This window comes from Bordetella genomosp. 5 (genome assembly GCF_002261475.1).
Lineage (GTDB): Bacteria > Pseudomonadota > Gammaproteobacteria > Burkholderiales > Burkholderiaceae_B > Bordetella.
The window spans coordinates 169,867-190,046 of record NZ_NEVN01000005.1; the positions used below are offsets into that span (position 1 = coordinate 169,867).

Annotated in this window: 13 protein-coding genes; 3 read left to right on the plus strand and 10 right to left on the minus strand. The window is 68.4% G+C overall.

The window, feature by feature from the left end; all coding sequences use genetic code 11:
• Positions 1 to 24 precede the first annotated feature (24 nt).
• Complete coding sequence (locus CEK29_RS10895; RefSeq protein ID WP_094858082.1) at positions 25 to 960, plus strand: CysB family HTH-type transcriptional regulator; 936 nt, start codon at positions 25 to 27, stop codon at positions 958 to 960.
• A 23-nt stretch (positions 961 to 983) separates the two neighbouring features.
• On the opposite strand, the gene CEK29_RS10900 is transcribed toward CEK29_RS10895, so the two are convergent.
• On the minus strand, positions 984 to 2,066 hold the full coding sequence (locus tag CEK29_RS10900) for a flavodoxin family protein (protein ID WP_217903874.1): 1,083 nt from the start codon (positions 2,064 to 2,066) through the stop codon (positions 984 to 986).
• A gap of 122 nt (positions 2,067 to 2,188) precedes the next feature.
• Here CEK29_RS10900 and CEK29_RS10905 point away from each other — a divergent pair, with 122 nt between their 5' ends.
• Positions 2,189 to 2,698, plus strand: coding sequence for a DUF1801 domain-containing protein (locus CEK29_RS10905; protein ID WP_094858084.1), 510 nt, complete (start codon positions 2,189 to 2,191; stop codon positions 2,696 to 2,698).
• A 90-nt stretch (positions 2,699 to 2,788) separates the two neighbouring features.
• Here CEK29_RS10905 and CEK29_RS10910 read toward each other — a convergent pair whose 3' ends face one another.
• The 9 genes from CEK29_RS10910 to CEK29_RS10950 form a co-directional block, all read right to left on the minus strand.
• On the minus strand, positions 2,789 to 4,033 hold the full coding sequence (locus tag CEK29_RS10910; protein ID WP_094858085.1) for an MFS transporter: 1,245 nt from the start codon (positions 4,031 to 4,033) through the stop codon (positions 2,789 to 2,791).
• 49 nt (positions 4,034 to 4,082) lie between these two features.
• Entirely contained in the window at positions 4,083 to 4,826 is a 744-nt protein-coding gene (locus CEK29_RS10915; RefSeq protein ID WP_094858086.1) for a peptidylprolyl isomerase, read from the minus strand.
• Between the two features lie 9 nt (positions 4,827 to 4,835).
• Positions 4,836 to 5,522, minus strand: a complete 687-nt coding sequence (narI, locus tag CEK29_RS10920; protein ID WP_094858087.1) for a respiratory nitrate reductase subunit gamma — start codon at positions 5,520 to 5,522, stop codon at positions 4,836 to 4,838.
• 11 nt (positions 5,523 to 5,533) lie between these two features.
• Complete coding sequence (gene narJ / locus CEK29_RS10925) at positions 5,534 to 6,226, minus strand: nitrate reductase molybdenum cofactor assembly chaperone (protein WP_094858088.1); 693 nt, start codon at positions 6,224 to 6,226, stop codon at positions 5,534 to 5,536.
• An 11-nt stretch (positions 6,227 to 6,237) separates the two neighbouring features.
• Positions 6,238 to 7,806, minus strand: coding sequence for a nitrate reductase subunit beta (gene narH / locus CEK29_RS10930; protein ID WP_094858089.1), 1,569 nt, complete (start codon positions 7,804 to 7,806; stop codon positions 6,238 to 6,240).
• Between the two features lie 11 nt (positions 7,807 to 7,817).
• Entirely contained in the window at positions 7,818 to 11,588 is a 3,771-nt protein-coding gene (locus CEK29_RS10935; RefSeq protein ID WP_094858188.1) for a nitrate reductase subunit alpha, read from the minus strand.
• Positions 11,589 to 12,043: 455 nt separating this feature from the next.
• Positions 12,044 to 13,660, minus strand: a complete 1,617-nt coding sequence (locus CEK29_RS10940) for an ABC transporter substrate-binding protein (protein ID WP_094858090.1) — start codon at positions 13,658 to 13,660, stop codon at positions 12,044 to 12,046.
• Between the two features lie 89 nt (positions 13,661 to 13,749).
• Positions 13,750 to 15,477 (minus strand): hydantoinase B/oxoprolinase family protein, encoded by a 1,728-nt coding sequence (locus tag CEK29_RS10945; protein ID WP_094858091.1) that lies wholly within the window; start codon positions 15,475 to 15,477, stop codon positions 13,750 to 13,752.
• Positions 15,474 to 17,627 carry a hydantoinase/oxoprolinase family protein gene (locus CEK29_RS10950; RefSeq protein WP_094858092.1) on the minus strand — a complete coding sequence of 718 codons (2,154 nt, stop codon included), beginning with the start codon at positions 17,625 to 17,627 and terminating at the stop codon, positions 15,474 to 15,476. The genes CEK29_RS10945 and CEK29_RS10950 overlap by 4 nt, the downstream gene beginning before the upstream one ends.
• Positions 17,628 to 17,885: 258 nt before the next feature.
• Between CEK29_RS10950 and CEK29_RS10955 the strand changes: the two genes are divergently transcribed.
• Positions 17,886 to 20,144: a rhodanese-like domain-containing protein gene (locus CEK29_RS10955; RefSeq protein WP_094858093.1), complete on the plus strand. Its 2,259-nt coding sequence runs from the start codon at positions 17,886 to 17,888 to the stop codon at positions 20,142 to 20,144.
• Positions 20,145 to 20,180: the final 36 nt, after the last annotated feature.

Here is a 20,180-nt window from a genome sequence, read left to right on the forward strand (position 1 = left end):
CCCGCGGAACCGACGGAATCCGATATGAACTTCCAGCAACTGCGCTCCGTGCGCGAAGCGGTGCGCCGCGACTTCAACCTTACCGATGTCTCGGAGAGCCTGCACACCTCGCAGCCGGGCGTGAGCCGCCAGATCCGCGAACTCGAGGAAGAGGTGGGGGTCGACATCTTCATCCGCTCCGGCAAGCGGCTCATCGGTCTCACGCCGCCGGGCGAGTTGATCCTGCCGCTGGTGGAGCAGATCCTGCAGGCCGCCGACAATATCCGCCATGCGGGCGCCGAGTATGCCGGCGCGACCACCGGCGTGCTGTCGATCGCGGCCACGCACTCGCAGGCGCGCTATGCGCTGCCGCCGGTCATCAAGGAGTTCCGCGCCCGCTATCCCGACGTGGTGCTGCATCTGCACCAGGGCTCGCCCAAGCAGGTCTCGGAGATGCTGCTCGAAGGCGAGGCCGATATCGGCGTGGCGACGGAAGCGGTGGCCGACTATTCGGGGCTGGTCAACCTGCCTTGCTACCGCTGGACGCACAGCATCATCGTGCCGCCGCATCATCCGCTGGCCGGCAGTGTCGCGCCCACGCTGTCCGAGCTGGCGGCCTTTCCCATCATCACCTACGGCCACGGCTACACCGGGCGCGCCCACATCGACGAGGCCTTCGCCCGCGCGGGCATCACGCCCGACATCGTCATGACGGCGATGGACGCCGACGTGATCAAGACCTATGTGGAGCTCGAGATGGGCGTGGGCATCGTGGCGTCTGTCGCCTGGGACGCCGAGCGCGATACCCGCCTCTCGGCCATCGACGCGCGCCATCTGTTCGAGATCAACCTGACCCGGCTGGCCGTGCGCCGCGGCGCGTGGCTGCGCGGCTACGCCTATCACTTCATCGAGCTGTTCGTGCCGACGCTCACGCAAGGCATCGTCGAGGCGGCGCTGCGCGGCGAAGCGCTGGAGGCGTAGCGCCGCGGCCGGCGGTGTCCGGCCTATTTGGGCCGGGGTTGCCGCAGGCCCGCATCCGGCGGCGTGAGCTCGCCGGAGCGCAGCCGGGGCACCGCGGCCGCCACCGCGCGGGCCACGTTGCGCACCTCTTCCTGCACGGCGTGATCCTCGTCCAGGTCGGCGTGGCTGGTCGCATAGGGCTGGTAGTAGCCGATGTAGCGGTCCAGCTTCGCGTCCGCGCCGGCCGCGACCAGACCCATCCAGTCCAGCCAGTCCGACAGCGCGCGGCGCTGCGATTCGATGCCCGCCACGTCGCCGTGCACCACCACGCCATAGGCGCGGCCCGCCAGATGTTTGGGATAGTCCCAGCCATCGACTTCCAGCCGCTTGGCCTTCATCACGTCTTTGCCGGCGGTCGAGGTCGGATCGGGATTGCCGCCGTCGGCGCAGACCAGGCGGTCGATCATGAGCTTGAGCGGGCTGGGCGACTGATACCAGTAGGTGGGCGCGATCAGGATCACGCCGTGCGCCGCCACCCACTGCGCGTAGATATCGTTCATCGCATCGTTGACCTGACCGAGCGAGTGGTGGGGATAGCAGCTGCAGGGCCAATGGCACAGCGGCATGGTGGTCGATGCGCAGCCCTTGCAGGGGTGGATCTGGTATTGGTATTCGGACACGGTACGGCTGAGGTCCAGCGTGTCGTGCCGGATGCCCGCCGCCTCGAGCTCGTGCGCCGCCAGCCGCGCCAGGCGCCAGCTCTTCGAGACCTCGCCCGGACAGGTGCCGTCGTTGCGCGCGCTGCCGATGATCACCAGCACGCGTGACGGCGTGGCGGGATCGCGCTGTGCCTCGGCGGCGTGCGCCAGGGCATCATGCGCGGCCTTCCAGTCGGCCGAGAGGTCGTAGTCGGGGTCGGCGTAGCCCGGGCCGGCTTTCACCGTGATCGGCGCCTTGCGGCTATCCATGTAGGCGTCCCAGGCGATCTGCTCCAGCCGGTCGAGCGCGGCACGCTCGACGGCATAGGCGGGATCGTGAAAGCGCTGCATGAAGCGCGCGCGGAACGCATCCCGCGTGAGTTTGCCCGGGTATTGACCGGTGCGGACTTCGAGCCGGGAAGGCGCCATGAGAATCTCCGAGAGGCGTGCTGCAGCCGCCTGCGCAAGCGCCATGCCCGGGCTAGCATTACGATGGGATCCGGCGTTCCCTCGCGGGATGGCCCGCCCCCACCTGTCAGGAGAGCGCACGCATGGCTGCACACAAAGACAAGCCCGCCGGCTCGCCGGCCACATCCCCCGGCCGGGCGGCCAAGGCCAGCACGCGGCGCGGCGGCACCGACGCGGCCGGCCCGCCGGACAAAGAGGTCGTGCTGCTGGCGGGCGGCAATCCGCAGATTGCGAAGGGCGATGGCGACGCGCCGGTGCAGGCCTACATCGCCGCCATGCCAGGCTGGAAGCGCGCGATCGGTGCGCGCATCGATGCCCTGGTCGGGCAGGCGGTGCCGGGCGTCGCCAAGGCCGTGAAATGGAATTCCCCGTTTTACGGGCTGCCGGGCGAGGGGTGGTTTCTGAGCGTGCATTGCTTCACGCGTTATGTCCGCGTCACGTTCTTTCAGGGCGCGTCGCTGGCACCCGCGCCCACCGGCACGTCGAAGTACCCGGCCGTGCGCTATCTCGATATCCACGAGGGTGAATTCGACGAAGCCCAGTTTGCGGACTGGGCCGCGCAGGCGAGCCGCCTGCCGGGCGAGCGCCTGTAGCGCGCCGCGGTCCGGTCGGGCGGCGGGACGCCGCGCGGATCGCGGCGCGCGGCGGCACGCCGGTCGCCGGCCCGCGCGTGCCCGTGACGGTCATCGGGGCGCTTTGGCCTCTCCGGTGATCGGTGTGCGCCGCACTTCCGACAGATACATGATGATGAGCGAGACCCACACCACGCCGTAGAGCAGCATGAAGTTGCTCGAACGGATGCCGATGAAGTCCAGGCCCATGCCGAACAGCAGCGGCAGCAGGAATCCGCCCAGGCCGCCGGCCAGGCCCACGATGCCGGACACCACGCCCATGTTCTCCGGGAAGTCGTCGGCCACGTACTTGAACGTGGATGCCATGCCGAACGCGAAGCTCATGCCCAGCACGAAGAGCAGGGCGGTGAAGAACCACAGCGGCAGGTAGAGATGCAGGTCCATAGTGCCGTCGATGGTCTTGATGCTCAGGGTGGTGTCCGGATAGGACAGCAGGAACAGGCAGATCCACGCCACCCAGAGACACCACCAGGTAGTGCTGTGCGCGCCGAACCGGTCGGCCAGCACGCCGCCCACCGCCCGCAGCACCGAGCCCGGCAGCGAGAAGCCGGCCGCCAGACCGGCGGCCGCCGCGATACCGAGGCCGTATTCGTCCTTCATGTATTGCGGGATCCACAACGACAGCGCCGTGAAGCCGCCGAACGTGATCGAGTAATACTGGCAATAGCGCCAGACGCGGCGGTCGCGCAGCACCTTGAACTGCGACGCGAGACTGCCGCCTTGTCTGCCGGCCCCGGGATCGGGCGCCGACATGAACCAGAAGATCACCGCCATCACGAGCAGCATCACGGCATAGATCTGCGGCACCGCGCGCCAGCCATACATCTCGAGCAGCACCGGCGTGACGAACAGATTGACGGCCGCGCCGCAGGTGCCCGCGCCGAAGAAGCCCATGGCGAATCCGCGCCTGGCGGGCGGGAAGAAGCGCGCCACATAGGGCGTGCCCACGGCGAAGGACGCGCCCACCAGCCCCAGAAAGAGCCCGATGACCAGGAAGTGCCAGAGCGCCGTGGCGTAGGTCACCAGATAGACCGGCACCGCGCACAGCACCAGCAGCAGCGTCATCATCAGCCGGCCGCCGTAGCGGTCGGTCCAGATGCCGAGCGGCAGGCGGAACACGGCGCCGGTGAGCACTGGGGTGGAACTCAACAGGCCGAACTGGAAGGCCGACAGCCCCAGCTCTTCGCGGATCGGGATGCCGATCACGCCGAACATCATCCACACGACGAAACAGACCATGAAGGCCAGGGTGCTGGCGTAGAGCACCGGGTAGGCCTTCGGCAACGGCTGATCCATGGAAGCTCCTGATCGGGCGAGGGGAAGCGTGGCGGAAGCGGGCGCCGGCCTACTGCACCAGCGGCGTATCGGCGCCCTGCATGGCGATACCCTGGATGCGGGCCTGGCCGACCAGCATCTGCAGATACTGCGATTCGGCGCGCCGGCGGCTGGCGGCTTCGAGCCAGCTCGCGATCATCGGACGCACGGCCTCGAACTCGCTCTGTTCGCCTTCCTGCTTGCGGCCCGTGCGCACGATGTGAAAGCCGTGGCGCGTGTCGACGAGGCGCGGCGCGAGCGTGTCGGCGGGCAAGGCGAACACGGCGCGTTCGAACTCGTCGGCGGCATCGCCGCGGTGCAGTTCGCCCAGGCGGCCGCCCTCGGCGCCGGACGGGCAGTTGGAGTAGCGCCGCGCGTAGTCGCCGAAGTCGGCGCCGCCGGCAAGCAGCTCGTTGAGAATGCCGGTCGCATGCGCGCGCAGCTGTTGGGGATCGATGCGCGGCGTCAGCTGAAAAAGGATGTGGCTGACCTCGATGCTCTCGCCGTGCATGAAGCGCGCCAGATGTTGCTGGTAATAGCGCCGGCAGGTGGCTTCGTCGGCCTCGGGCACGCACACTTCCTCGGCCAGTACGGCCTGGATCAGCCCGTCCTCGTCGGGCGCGGCGAGGCCGAGTTCGGCGGCGCGCTGACGCAGCAGCTCGCGCAGCACCAGCTCGTGGGCGGCGCTCATCATCGGGTCTTCGGCCGAGTGGTGGCGCGGCGCCTCTTCGGCCAGGCGGTCTTCGGTAATGGTGGTGCCATTGATCGTGATCATCCGGATTCCTCAGCGTGAACGCACCAGTTGCCATGCCCGGCCGAGGTAGGCCACCGAGCCGAAGCCGCTCCAGACATGGACCAGGCGGGTGAACGGGAAGATGACGAAGAGCGTCATGCCCAGCACCATGTGCAACTGATAGACGAGCGGCGCGCCGGCCATGTGCTCGGCGGCGCCGCCCCGGAAGGTGACGATGTGCTGGGCCCAATCGCCCAGCGACACCATGAGGGCGCCGTCGGTGTGCTGGCGCGAGGTCAGGATCGACAGCAGCCCCAGCGACAGCACGATCAGGATCCATACCAGCGTGAGCCAGTCGGACGGGCGCGACGTCGCGCGCAGGCGCGGCTCCGACCAGCGGCGCCACAGCAGGATCAGCAGGCCCGCCAGGCAGATCAGGCCGAGGACGGCGCCGACCACGATGGCCATCTGCTGTTTGAATGCCGTGCTCACGCCCATGGCGTGATAGACCGCCGGCGGGGTCAGCAGGCCGAAAAGATGCGTGAAGAACAGCGAAATGATGCCGATGTGAAAGAGGTTGCTGCCGAGCCGCAGCGGGCCGCGTTTGAGCATCTGGCTCGAATCGCTCTTCCAGGTGTATTGCCCGCGATCGTAGCGGGCCAGGCTGCCGAGCAGAAATACCGTGAGCGCGATGTAGGGATACACCGCGAAGAAGAAGTAGTGCAGGTAGTCGCCCATGAGGGTCTCCTTCAGGATCTGCAGGCCGGGTTGCGCGGGTCGGTGGCATAGAAGCGCACCGGCGCGGGCTGGCCGTTCATCTGCTGCAACATGGCATCGGGACCGCCCGCCTGCGGGCCGAAGATCACCGGGCTTTCGTCGAGCTCGTCCACGGGAACCTCGGGCAGCGGCTCGGGCTGCACGTCGGTCATGCCGCGCAGCACGGCGAACACGGCGGCGTAGGGGCTGCGGGCCTGTTCGAGCTTGTCGCCCAGGCGGGCCAGCACGTGTACCGCGTCGCCCAGCAGGCGGCGCGCGTCGGCGGCCGGGATCTGGGCCAGAAACTCCAGGAAGAGCGGGATGTAGTCGGGCAGCTCCGCTGGATCAGGCGCGAGACCGTGCGACAGATACTCCTCGCGCAGGTCCACCATCGCCTGGCCGCGGTCGCGCGACTGGCCATGGATGTGCTCGAACAGATGCAGCGAATGGGAGGGCCGGCTGTCGAAGGTCTCGACGTACTGCTCCTGCAGCGCGATCAGGTCGGCGCCGTTGGCGAGCCACGCGAGCAGCGCAGCGAGCCTGACGCGAGCCGGTTCGGGCAGCGCCGCGCGCAACGACGGCAATGCCTCGACCCAGTCCGGCTCGGGATAGCGCAGCAGCAGGGAGAGGGCGGCGTAGGTGTCCGCGTCCGCGGACGGCGGAACGGAAGAAGGTGTCGGGGACATCGTGGGGCTCCTCAGCGCGTGCGCTCGACTTCCATGAACACCATCTTCTGCGCGTCGCCGCGCGGCTTGGCGCCGAACAGCGAGGTCTGCGCGACGCTCGGCGTGGCGACGCCCGGCGCCTCGCCCGAGCTGCAACCGTTGCCGAACGAAAAGCCGCAGCTGCCTTTCAGGTCGAACGCGTTTTCGGCGTACTCCCGGTGCGTGGTCGGGATCACGAAGCGGTCTTCGTAGTTGGCGATGGCGAGGTAGCGGTACATCTCCTCGATCTCGGCGACGCCGAGGCCCACCTGCTGCAGGATCTCGGGCCGCTCCTCGCGGTCCACGGTGCGGGCGCGCATGAAGGCGCGCATGGCCAGCAGCCGTTCGAGGGCGAGGGCCACCGGCGCTTCGTCGCCCGCGGTCAGCATATTGGCCAGATAGCGCAGCGGAATCCGCAGCGACTTCACGTCGGGAAGCTCGCCGTTGGCGCCGATGTGGCCGCTGTTGGCGGCCGACTGGATCGGCGAGAGCGGCGGAACGTACCAGACCATGGGCAGGGTGCGGTACTCGGGGTGCAGCGGAAAGGCGATCTTCCATTCCACGGCCATCTTGTAGGTCGGCGAGCGCCGTGCCGCCTCGAGCCAGGCGTGTGGCACGCCATCGGCAATGGCCTGCGCGATCACGTCGGGATCCTCGGGGTCGAGGAATACGTCGAGCTGCGCCTGATACAGATCCGCTTCGGCCTCGACCGATGCCGCGTGTTCGATGCGGTCGGCGTCGTACAGCAGCACCCCGAGGTATCGGATGCGGCCCACACAGGTTTCGGAGCAGATGGTGGGCTGGCCTTCTTCGATGCGGGGATAGCAGAAGATGCACTTCTCGGCCTTGCCGCTGCTCCAGTTGTAATAGATCTTCTTGTACGGGCATCCCGACACGCACATGCGCCAGCCGCGGCACTTGTTCTGGTCGACCAGCACGATGCCGTCCTCGGCGCGCTTGTAGATGGACCCCGACGGGCAGCTCGCCACGCAGCTGGGGTTGAGGCAGTGCTCGCACAGCCGCGGCAGGTACATCATGAAGGTGTTCTCGAACTGCCCGTAGATGTCCTTCTGCACGGCCTCGAAGTTGTAGTCTTTCGAGCGCTTGGAAAACTCGCCGCCGAGAATTTCTTCCCAGTTGGGGCCCCATTCGATCTTCTCCATGCGCTGCCCGGTGATGAGCGAACGCGGGCGCGCCGTGGGCGCCGCCTTGAGCTCCGGTGCCGACTGGAGATGGTCGTAGTCGTAGGTGAAGGGCTCGTAGTAGTCGTCGATCTCGGGCAGATTCGGATTGGCGAAGATGTGCGCGAGCAGCTTGAGCTTGCCGCCCTGGCGCGGCTCGATCTTGCCGTTGGGCAGGCGGCGCCAGCCGCCATTCCAGTGCGCCTGGTTTTCCCAGTCCTTCGGGTAGCCGATGCCGGGCTTGGTCTCCACGTTGTTGAACCACGCGTACTCCATGCCTTCGCGCGAGGTCCAGACGTTCTTGCAGGTGACCGAACAGGTATGGCAGCCGATGCATTTGTCCAGGTTCAGGACCATCGCGATCTGAGCGCGTACTTTCATGCCGGGTCTCCTCAGGCCGTGGCCCGGTGGGTGGGGGCGGTGGCGGAATCCGGCGTGCGTTCGCCGTCCAGCCAGTCGATCTTCGCCATCTTGCGCACGATCACGAACTCATCGCGATTCGAGCCGACGGTGCCGTAGTAATTCAGCCCGTACGACAGCTGCGCGTAGCCGCCGATCATGTGGGTGGGCTTGAGCACCGCGCGGGTGACGGAGTTGTGGATGCCGCCGCGCGTCCCGGTGATCTCCGAGCCGGGCATGTTCACGATCTTTTCCTGCGCGTGATACATCATGGTCATGCCTTCGGGCACACGCTGGCTCACCACCGCGCGCGCCACCAGCGCGCCGTTGACGTTGAAGGCCTCGATCCAGTCGTTGTCCACGATGCCGGCGCGGGCGGCGTCCTTTTCCGAGATCCACACGATCGGCCCGCCGCGCGAGAGCGACAGCATGATGAGGTTGTCGGTGTAGGTCGAATGAATGCCCCATTTCTGGTGCGGCGTGATGAAGTTCAGCACAACCGTGCGGTTGCCGTTGTCGCGCACGCCCGCCATCGGTTGCACCGATTTAGTATCGACCGGCGGCCGATACACGCACAGGCCTTCGCCGAACGCGCGCATCCAGGGGTGATCCTGGTAGAGCTGCTGGCGTCCCGTGAGCGTGCGCCACGGAATCAGTTCGTGCACATTGGTGTAGCCCGCGTTGTAGCTGACCTTGTCGGATTCCAGGCCGGACCAGGTGGGCGAGGACAGGATCTTGCGCGGCTGCGCCACGAGGTCGCGATAGCGGATCTTCTCGTGTTCGCGCGGGATGGCCAGATGCTCGTGATCGCGGCCGGTGTAGGCGGAGAGCGCGCGCCAGGCTTTCACCGCGACCTCGCCGTTGGTCTCGGGCGCGAGCGCGAGAATGGTCTCCGCCGCGTCCAGATCGGTGTCGATCCGGGGCAGGCCGTGGGCCGGGCCATCGCCTTCGACGGCATAGTTGAGATGGGCGAGCAGGTCGCACTCCGTCTCCGCGGCCCAGTTGATGCCTTTGCCGCCCACGCCCAGCTTGCGGGTCAGCGGGCCCAGCGATGTGAACTGATCGTACAGGTCCGCGTAGCGCCGCTCGACCAGCGTGATGGCGGGCGCGGTCTTGCCCGGCACGAACTCGGTTTCGCCGCGCTTCCAGTCGAGCACGTCCCACGGATTGCCCAGCTCGCCCGGGGTGTCGTGCTGCAGCGGCGTGAGCACGACGTCGTGCACCACGGGCATCTCGGTCTTGGCCAGCCGCGAGAACGCCTTCGCGATGCCCTTGTATATCTCCCAGTCGCTGCGCGATTCCCACACCGGATCCACGGCCGCCGACAGCGGGTGGATGAACGGGTGCATGTCGGAGGTGTTGAGGTCGTTTTTCTCGTACCAGGTGGCGGTCGGCAGCACCACATCGGAGTACACGCAGGTGGTCGACATGCGGAAGTCCAGCGTCACGAGCAGGTCGAGCTTGCCGCGCGGCGCCTCTTCGTGCCAGATGACTTCCTCCGGCTTGGCCGCGCCGGTCTCGCCCAGATCCTTGCCCTGCACGCCGTGCTCCGTGCCGAGCAGATGCTTGAGGAAGTATTCGTGGCCCTTGCCCGACGAGCCCAGCAGATTCGAGCGCCACACGAACATGTTGCGCGGATGATTGTTGGGATGGTCGGGGTCTTCGCAGGCGAACTTGATGCGTCCGTCGCGCAGACCCTCGGCCGTGTACGTCACGGGATCCTGTCCGGACTCGCGCGCGATGCGGGCGACATCGAGCGGATTGTCGTGCAGTTGCGGGGCCGAGGGCAGCCAGCCCATGCGTTCGGCGCGCACGTTGTAATCGATCATGGCGCCGCTGAACTGGCGCTTGTCCGCCAGCGGCGAGAGGATTTCGTCGACCTCCAGCGTCTCGTACCGCCACTGGTCGGTGTGGGCATAGAAGAACGAGGTGCCGTTCATGTGGCGCGGCGGGCGGTTCCAGTCCAGACCGAAGGCGAGCGTGGACCAACCCGTCTGCGGCCTCAGCTTCTCCTGGCCGACATAGTGGCACCAGCCGCCACCCGATTGCCCCACGCAGCCGCACATCACCACCATGTTGATGATGCCGCGGTACGCCATATCCATGTGGTACCAGTGGTTCAGACCCGCGCCCAGAATGATCATGGACTTGCCCTGGGTCTTGTCGGCGTTCGATGCGAACTGCCGCGCCACGGTGATCACGTCCGCTCGCTTGACGCCGGTGATGCGCTCCTGCCAGGCCGGGGTGTAGGGCACGTCGTCGTCGTACGAGGTGGCGACGTTGCCGCCGCCCAGGCCGCGGTCCAGGCCGTAGTTGGCCATCATCAGGTCGTACACCGTCACGACCAGCGCCTCGCCCTCGCGCGTGGCGACGCGGCGCGCGGCCATGTTGCGCACCTGGATCTCGTCGTGGTCGGTGCCCTGGAAGTAGTCGTGCTGACGCGCGCCGAAGTACGGGAAGGCCACCGGCACGACATCGGTGTGGGCACCCACCAGCGAGAGCCGCAGGTCCATGTCCTGGCCCTCGGCGTCCTTGCTCTCCAGATTCCATTTGCCCTGGTCGCCGCCTTCTTTCTGGCCCCAGCGAAAACCGATCGATCCGCGCGGCACCACGAGGGCATCGCGCGGCTCGTCGAAGGCGACCGGCTTCCAGTCGGGATTGTTGTCCTGCCCCAGATTGCCGTCGAAGTCGCCCGCGCGCAGCATGCGCTCGGGCACATAGCGCCCGTCCTGCTGCACCAGCCGCACCAGGAATGGCATGTCGGAGTAGCGCTTGCAGTAGTCGCGGAAGTAGGCGCTGCGCCCCTCCAGATGAAACTCCTTCAGGATCACGTGGCCCATCGCCAGGGCCAGCGCCGCATCGGTGCCCTGTTTGGGATGCAGCCAGATGTCGCCGAACTTCGCGCCTTCGGCGTAGTCCGGAAAGATCGAGACGATCTTGGCGCCGCGATAGCGGGCCTCGACCATGAAATGGGCGTCGGGCGTGCGCGTCTGCGGCACGTTGGAGCCCCACATCATGATGAAGCTCGAATTGAACCAGTCGGCCGATTCGGCCACGTCGGTCTGTTCGCCCCAGGTCTGCGGGCTGGACGGCGGCAGATCGCAGTACCAGTCGTAGAAGCTCAGGATGCTCGCGCCTATCATGGACAGATAGCGGCTGCCCGCGGCGAACGAGACCATCGACATGGCCGGGATGGGCGAGAAGCCCACGATGCGGTCCGGGCCATAGTGCTTCGCGGTGTACAGGTTCGCGGCCGCGATCAGCTCATTGACCTCGTCCCAGGTCGCGCGCACGAAGCCACCCATGCCGCGCACGGCCTTGTACTGCTGCGAGAGTTCGGGTTGCGTACAGATATGGCGCCACGCCTGCACGGGCTCCATGGTCTTGCGCGCTTCGCGCCACAGCCGGGCCAGCCGGCCGCGCAGCATCGGGTACTTCACGCGGTTGGCGCTGTAGAGATACCAGGAATACGACGCGCCGCGCGAACAGCCGCGCGGTTCGTGGTTGGGCATGTCCGGGCGCGTGCGGGGATAGTCGGTCTGCTGGGTCTCCCACGTCACGATGCCGCCCTTGACGTAGATCTTCCACGAGCACGAGCCCGTGCAGTTCACGCCGTGGGTCGAGCGCACGATCTTGTCGTGCGCCCAGCGGTCCCGATACGCCGACTCCCAGGTGCGGTCATCGCGCGAGGTGCTGCCGTGGCCGTCGGCGAAGGACTCGCGCGTGCGGGTGAAGTATTTGAGACGATCGACAAAGAAACTCACGAGCACCACTCCTGCAGCTGTGACACGGTGTTAACCGGCCGCCGCGTGCGAGGACGCGGCCAGGGTTCGGGGAGGTCAGGCGGGCGCGCGACGGCACGCCGATGCGTGACGTCAGGTGATGAGATCGGGGAGCGAAGGGAGCGGGCGGAGTGCCCGGGAGACGGCGGCCAGAAAGGCCGGCACGCAGGGGGTCGCGGCGAAAGCGCTTCGCCGCACAGTACAGGATATGAGCAACGCCATGTCTTGCCTCCTTGGGGAGAGGTTGGCTAGACGCCAGGTGCCACGCTCGCCGACACTAACCGCGATGACGAATGCTCGTCAATGTGCGAGGAATTTTAACGTTTTGTGGGATCAGGTTCGTCCCTAATTACCCTTATTGTGCCGGTCCCACTGTGTCAGGCACATGTCACCGGCCGCGCCGGGCAGCCCGGCGCGGCGTCGTCTCGTCGCGGTTTTCAGCGTTTGGTCTGCGGATCCAGATAGACGTCGGCGAGGTTGGACTCCACGCCATCGGCCGTGAGCGAGTGGTCGTGCACGCGCTGGTTGGCGATGGTGATGAACTCCGGCTGATACAGGTTCAGGTCCGGCACCTCGCGCGCCACGATCTGCTGGAACTCTTTGAAGAGCGCCACGCGGCGCGCCGGATCGTTCTCGACGGCGGCGGCCTCGAGCAGTTCGTCCACCTTCGGATTGTTGTAGTGGGTGCCGTTGGAAAAGGGCACGCCCTTGATGAAGTTCTTCGACCAGTACAGCCGCTGCACGCCAACGGTCGGGTCGAACAGATTGCTGGCGCCGTTGGTCGTGAAGGCGAAGTCGCGGTCGGTGTAGACGCGCTTGATGAAGGCCGAGGCGTCCTGCGCGCGCACGTTGACCGAGATGCCCACGCGCGCGAGTGTGGTGCGCAGGTAGTCGGCCAGGCGCGCCCCGTCCGCGCCGATCGGATTGAAGTCGAGTGGCACCGCGAAACGTACGTTGTTGGCGCCGCGCGGATAGCCGGCCTCGTCGAGCAGCGCGTTGGCGCGCTTGAGATCGTAGGGGTAGGGCGTGGGCGCCGGATCGTTGTACTGCTTCAGGCCCGGCGCGATCGGCGAGTAGGCCACCTGGCCCACGCCGTAGTTCACCACTTTGAGAATCACATTGCGGTCGATCGCGTGGGCCACGGCCTGGCGCACTTTCTCGTTCTTGAAGTACGGGTTGTCGAGGTTGAACTCGAGCCGCGTCACGTTGAACGAGTAGCTGTTGCCCTTGGTCTCGAAGCGCAGCGTGGGCACCTTGCGCAGGCGCTCCAGGTCCGCCAGCGGCACCGGCGTGCGGTAACCCAGGTCCACCGTGCCCGTTTCGAAGGCGATGGCCGCGGCCGCCGGATCGGCCACGACGCGCACGATCAGCCGATCCACATAGGGCTTGGGCTTGTCCCAGTAGTCGGGGTTGCGTTCGTAGACGATATGGCTGCCGCGCACCCACTCCTTGAACTTGAAGGGACCGGTGCCGATCGGCGCGGCGGTCGCGGGGTTGGTGAGCGGGTCGGTGCCGTCGTAGACGTGCTTGGGCACGATGGGCGTTTCGGTCGCGACGAAGGCGCGGATCAGGTAGGGCGCGGGCTTGGACAGGCGCAGCACCACCGTGTGATCGTCGGGCGTCTCGATGGCGGTCACGTTAGCGAAGGTGTTGCGGCCGCGCGGGTGAATCTTCTTCAGCAGCTCGAGCGAGTATGCGACATCGGCGGCGGTGAATGGCTTGCCGTCATGCCACTTGACGCCCTGACGCAGCGTGAAGGTGTACACCGTGCCGTCCGGGCTGATGGTCCAGGCCGTGGCGAGCTGCGGCTGCGGCGTGAGATCGTAGTCATACTTGAGCAGGCCTTCGGTGACCTTCGCGCTCACGCTCAGGATCGGCGTGGCGACGTTGCCCACGGTGACCAGCGCCGTCGGCTCCGACGGCAGCAGCAGGGTTAGCGTGCCGCCTTGCGGCTTGGCGGTGGTTTGCGCGAGCGTCTGGCCGGGCAGGGCGAGCGCAGACAGGAGGGCCGCGCCGAGAGCGGCTTGCAGCAGGTTACGTCGGGTCAAGGTCATGGCAGGCATTCAGCGGTGATATCAGTGGCGGTGGGTGGGCGCGGGCCCGGGGCGGACGCCGCGCGTATCGGAGGCGATTCGTTGCGGGCTCAACCGTTTCGTGCGGCCTGAGCTGTGGCGTCGGCCGTGACCAGGCCGAGGCGCAGGTCGGTTCGCACGGCGGCGGGATCGCGCTGCGCGGGATCGCCGAGCCCACCGCCGCCGGGCGTGTGCACGACCAGCGTGTCGCCCGCGGGAATCAACTGGCGGCCCTTGGCGCGCAAGGCGGCGCCAGAGGCCAGCGCGAGCCGGCCGGGCGCGCCATCGTGGCCGCCGAGCGCGCCCCTGGCCGGGTGGACGACGCGATCGAAGGCGGCGGCGAGAATCATGGCGGCGCCGGGATCGGCGTGCCGCAGCGCAATGGTCTGGCCCAGGCCGCCGCGCTGGGTGCCCGCGCCGCCCGAGTCGGCGCGATACTCCTTGCGTTCGAACACCAGCGGATTGGCCGCCTCGAGGATCTCGATCGACACGTTGCGCACGCCGCTGGGATACGAGGTGACCGACAGGCCGTCCTTGCCGGGCCGTGCGCCCGTGCCGCCGGTCGAAAAGCTGACGGCATTGAAGCGCCGGCCGGCGATCAGCGCCGCGTTCTGCTCGGCGCTGGCGCCGGCCAGCGGTTCGCCGCCCACCAGATGCAGGTTCCACAGCGAGGAGCTGCCTTCCGCCGGCACCTGGTCGGGCCGCGCCTGCCGCAGCGCGCCGAAGACCACGTCCGGCAGCATCTGGCCGATGATGTGGCGCGCCGTCACGGCGGCCGGAAAGCGGGCGTTCAGGATCGAGCCCTCGGGCGCGCTGACCTGCACGACCGACAGCGAGCCGGCGTTGTTCGGCACGTCGGCACCGATCAGGCAGCGGATGCCAAAGGAGGTATAGGCGTCGGTGTAGGCCTTGACCACGTTGATCCCGCGGGCCACCTGCGCCGAGGTGCCGTCGAAATCGACCAGGATGCGGCCGGGCTCGATCGTGACGCGCGCGCTCAGTTCGATCGGGGCGTCGTAGCCGTCGATGGTCAGCAGGTTGGTCCAGCTGCCCTGCGGCCAGGCGGCGATCGCGTGCAGCATCGCCAGCCGCGATTGCTCGATGATGGTGTTGCCCAGGGCGTTGAGGTCGTCGAGGTGGAACTCGCGCAGCAGGTCCTTGAGCCGGCGTCCGCCGACCTCATTGCAGGCCACCAGCGCATACAGGTCGCCTTCGACCTGCTCTGGCTCGCGCACGTTGGCGCGGATGATGGCCAGCACGCCCGGGTCGGGCTTGTGGGCATGGAACAGCTTCAGGATCGGCAGGAACAGTCCCTCGTGATAGACCTCGAGGCCGTCCGCGCTGCTGCCGATGCCGCCGATGTCGATCACATGCAGCGTCGATGCGAACAACGCGACCAGACGTCCTTCGTGAAAGACCGGCGAGACCATCGTCATGTCGAACAGATGGCCCGTGCCTTTCCAGGGATCGTTGGTGAGCAGCACGTCGCCGTCCTGCAGCGATTCCGCCGGGAAGACATCGAGGAAGTGCTTGACCGATTCGGCCATGGCGTTGACGTGGCCCGGCGTGCCGGTGACCGCCTGAGCGATCATGCGGCCGTCGGGCAGGAACACACCGGCCGACAGGTCGCCGGCTTCGCGCGTGGCGGTGCCGAAGGCCGAACGGATCAGCACCTGGGCCTGCTCTTCCACGACGGACAACAGGCGGTTCCAGGCCAGCTGATGGCGGATGCGCGAGAGGGCGGAGGCGGCGCGGGCCTGGTTGGCGGTGGCGCCGGAGGTCGCGGGAAGGGGGCTCATGCCGTGGTCTCCAGAAAGGTGGCGGGCGTGGTGGGCACGCGCTGGTGGTCGTGCAGCACCAGCGAACCCTGCGGGCTGCGGTGGCCGACGAAGCCGTCGGGCACGTGGGTGGTGGTTTCGTCTTCGACGATCAGGGCCGGGCCCGCCACGATCTGGCCGGTGGCCAGGGCCTCGCGCTCGTAGACCGGTACGTCGCGCCAGCGCGCCGCCTCGAAGTCGTACAGGGTGCGCTGGCCGCTCGGCGTGGCGGGCTGGCGGCCGGCCGCGTCGATCACGTCGGCCGCAATGGCGCGGCGGGCGCCGGCCTGCGCGGCCACCGACCAGCTCACGGTCTCGGCCGGCACATGCGGCAGGCTGCGTCCGTAGATCTGCGCGTATCGCTGGGCAAAGTGTTGGCCGAGCGTGTGCACCGCGTCGGCATCGAAGGGCCCCGGCGGCAGATCGATCGCGATTTCATGGCCCTGGCCGGCGTAGCGCATATAGACCTGGCGCTTGAGCGAGATCGGTTCGTCCGGCGCGGCGCGGCGCACCACGCCGCGCACCTGTTCGGCCAGCGCATCGAGCAGCGAGCCGGCCAGCGTGGTGTCGATGCGGTCGAGCCGCTGGTGCAGGCTGCGCACGGCCTGGTAGGCGATGGGGGTCCACAGAAAGCCCACGGCCGAGCCCACGCCAGCCGATTGCGGCACGATCACGGTGGCGATGCCGAGCTTGCGGGCGAGCAGGGCGGCGTGCAGCGGGGCCGCGCCGCCGAACGCGATCAGCGTGTGATCCTCGGCGGACTTGCCCAACTCGGAGGCGTGCACGCGCGCGGCATTGGCCATGTTCTCGGTCACGACTTCCAGCACCGCGTGGGCGGCTTCGGGATCGGTGAGCTTGCCGGGCCGGGCGAGATGGGCCTGGACGGCGAGCCGCGCGAGATCGGGATCCAGGGCGACCTTGCCCACCGCGAAGCGCTCGGGCGTGATGGTGCCCAGCACCGCGTGCGCGTCCGTCACGGTCGCGTGCTGGCCGCCGAGTCCGTAGGCGGCCGGGCCGGGCGTCGAGCCCGCGCTGTCGGGGCCGACCTGGATCACGCCCAGGTTGTTGATGCGCGCGATGGAACCGCCGCCCGCGCCGATCTCGATCATCTCGATGACGGGAATCCGGATGGGCAGGCCCGAGCCTTTCAGATGCCGATGCACGCGGCCGAACTCGAAGCTGCGGCTGATCTGCGGCTGGTAGTCGTCGATATAGCAGATCTTGGCGGTGGTGCCGCCCATGTCGAAGGAGAGGGCGCGCGCCGCGCCGACCTGCTCGGCGATGTGCTGCGCCAGGATGGCGCCGCCGGCCGGCCCCGACTCCACCAGGCGCACCGGCTCTTCCACGCCGGTCTGCAAGGTGGCGATCGCGCCGCCCGAGGTCATCAGGAAGGGTTCCGCCCGCAGGCCGCGTTCGCGCGCCGCGTCCTGGAACCGGCGCAGATAACCGGACACCTGAGGCTGCACATAGGCGTTGGCGCACACGGTGGAGAGGCGCGGATACTCGCGGATCTCGGCGCACACATCCGAGGAAAGCGAGATCCACAGTGCCGGCGCCACGTCGCGCAACAGCTCGCGGATGCGGCGCTCGTGCGCCGGGTGGGCGTAGCTGTGCAGCAGGCACACGGCCACGCTTTCGATACCGTCGTCAAGCAGCCGGGCCGCCAGGGCCCGGACTTCGGCTTCGTCGAGCGGCGTCAGCACCCGGCCTTGCGCATCCACGCGCTCGGCGACGCCATGGCGCCAGTCGCGCCGCACCAGCGGCTGCGGCTTGTCCAGAAAAATATCGTATTGCGCATAGCGGTCTTCCAGACCGATCTCGACCAGGTCACGAAAGCCGGCGGTCGTGATGAGCGCGGTGCGGGCGCCCTTGCGCTCGATCAGCGCGTTGGTGGCGAGCGTGGTGCCGAGCACGAGACGCTCCACGGCGGGCCAGCCCAGGCCGGCGGCCTCGAGCAGTTCGCCGATGCCGGCGAGGACGGCCTGCTCGGGCGCGGCGGGGGTGGTGAGCAGCTTGGCGGAGCGGCGCAGCTCGCCCTGCTCCAGCACGATATCGGTAAAGGTGCCGCCGACGTCGACGGCCACGCTGACGGCGGCGCGCCGCGCGGCGGGCGCGGGGGATTGAGCGGACATGGGGGCGTACCCTGTGGCGGATGAATCGGAGGACGCCGCGTCGTGCACGGCATCGAGGAACTGAAGGCCACGATGCTAGGGAGCCGCAGGGGGCCGCGGAACGACGTTTTTCGTATGTCCTTATGCGTCGCGGCGCGCCGTCCGCGCGCATATGGATAGTCGGTTTTCTGCGTTGTCGCGCTGGACCGCAGCGCCGTAGTCTTGGCTGCATCCCGGCCGGGATCGCATCCCGGACCCCGACGCCACCACGGAATCCCCATGACCACGTTGCCGCCCAGCTCCGATCTCTCTCTTCAGACCACGCGTTCGCGCGCCGTCGCGGCGTTCATCGCCGACGTGCGCGCCATCCTGCCCGATCCGGCCCGGGCCACGCCCGCCCAGCTGGAGGCGGCGGCCGCGCTGCTGCGCGGGCTCGCGGCGCGCACCGAACTGTTCGCGGCCGAGGCCTTCGCCTTGCAGCCCGGCCGCCCGGCGTCGATCTACCGACTGGCCGAAGACACCGACGGGGCGTACGCCCTGTATCTATCCCTGGGCGAGGCGGGCAAGGCGCAGCCGCCGCATGACCACACTACCTGGGCCATCATCGCCGGCGTGCGCGGCGACGAGCGCAACGAGGTTTACGCCCGTGGCCCGGGCGCGAGCGCCGGCCACGAGACGCTCACTCATGTGCGGCGGGTCGACGTGGGCGCGGGTGGCTCCATCGTGCTGCAGCCCGATGACGTGCACACGATCGAACTGATCGGCGACACCTCGGGCGCGCATCTGCATTTTTATGGTCTGGCGCTCGATCGCCTGCCGGGGCGCGTGGTGTTCGAGAGCACGGCCGGTGGCGCGTCGCGCACCTTCGGTCCGCCCGCCGCGATCTTCCACGCGCGGGTCGACGCCGCCGAGCTCGAGCGCGCGCTGCGCGCCACCGGCGAGATCGCGCTGCTGGACGTGCGCGAGGCGGGGCGCTACGCCGAACGCCACATCCTCGAAGCGGCGAACGCCCCGCTGTGGCGTCTGGAGCAGCGCATCGACCGCCTGGTGCCGCGCCGCGGCACCCGCATCGTCGTGACCGACGAGGACGAAACGATCGCCCACGACGCGGCGGGCAAGCTGACCCGGCTGGGCTACATCGACGTGGCCGTGCTCGCCGGCGGCACGCGCGGCTGGGAAGCCTCGGGCCGGGAAGTGTTCTGGGGTACCAATGTGCCGAGCAAGGCCTTCGGCGAAGTCATCGAGCACGAGAAGCACACGCCCTGGATCGACGTGGACGAGCTCGCGGCCCGGGTTGGCGCCGGCGAGAACATCCTGGTGGTCGACAGCCGCACCACCGAAGAATTTCACAACTTCACGCTGCCGTTCTCGCACAGCCTGCCGGGCGCCGAGCTGGTCTATCGCATCGGCGAACTGGCGCCGGACCCCGAGACCTTCGTCGTCGTGAACTGCGCGGGCCGCACGCGCTCGATCGTGGGCGCGCAGACCCTGATCGACGCGGGCATTCCGAATCGGGTCGCGTCGTTGAAAAACGGCACGATGGAATGGCTGCTGTCCGGCCGCGAGCTGGCCTACGGGCGCCATGCGGCCTTGCCCGAACCGGCGCCGGCGCATCTTGCCCAGGCGCGCGAACGCGCCCGCTCGGTAATCGCGCAGGCGGGGGTGGAATACATCGACGCCGCACGCCTGGCCAGCTTCGAGGACGAAGCCGCCGCCGGCGAACGCAGCCTCTACCGCTTCGACATCCGCACCCGCGAGGAGTACGAGGCCGGTCATCTGCCGGGCTGGCGCTGGGCGCCGGGCGGGCAGCTGGTGCAGGCCACCGACGAATACGTCGGCACGCGCCGCGCCCGGGTCGTGCTGGCCGACCACGACGGCGTGCGGGCACTGACCACCGCGGCCTGGCTCAGGCAGCTGGGCGCGGTGGAGGTCTATCTTTTTGCGGCGGCGCTCGAGCCGGCCGCGCCCGTGGCGGGCAAGCCGGCCGTGCCGGTGGCGCTCGAGACCGGCGCCGAGCGCGTCCGCGTGCTGCGTCATCGCGAGGCGGCGCCGACGGTCCGCCCGCAGGTGCTGCAGGGCTGGCAGGAGGCGGGCGACACGCAGGTGTACGACGTGGACCGGCGCCAGGCCTACGAGCGCGGTCATGTGCGCGGCGCGCGTTTCGCGGCGCCCGATCGCCTGCCGGCGCTGCTCGCGGAGCCGGCGGCACGTCGCGTGGTGATCGTGTCCGACGACGGCGTGCTGGCGCAATCGGTGGCCACGGAGCTGCGCTGGCAGCTCAGGCGCGACGCCAATGCGCCCGCCGTGTATGCACTGGCCGGGGGCACCCGGGCCTGGCAGGCACAGGGCCTGCCGCTGGCCACCGGGCCGGCGGGCGTGCTGACGGGCGACGATGACCAGGACATCAGCCCTTATCACCTGGACGACATCGGGGCACGCAATGCCGGCTTCCAGGCCTATCTGGACTGGGAGCTGGGGCTGGTGGAGCAACTCGAACGCGCCGGCGCGCAGGACATCCGCCTGATCGGTGCCGCGTAATAACCGCAACGCGTGCCCGCGCACGGCACGCGCTCA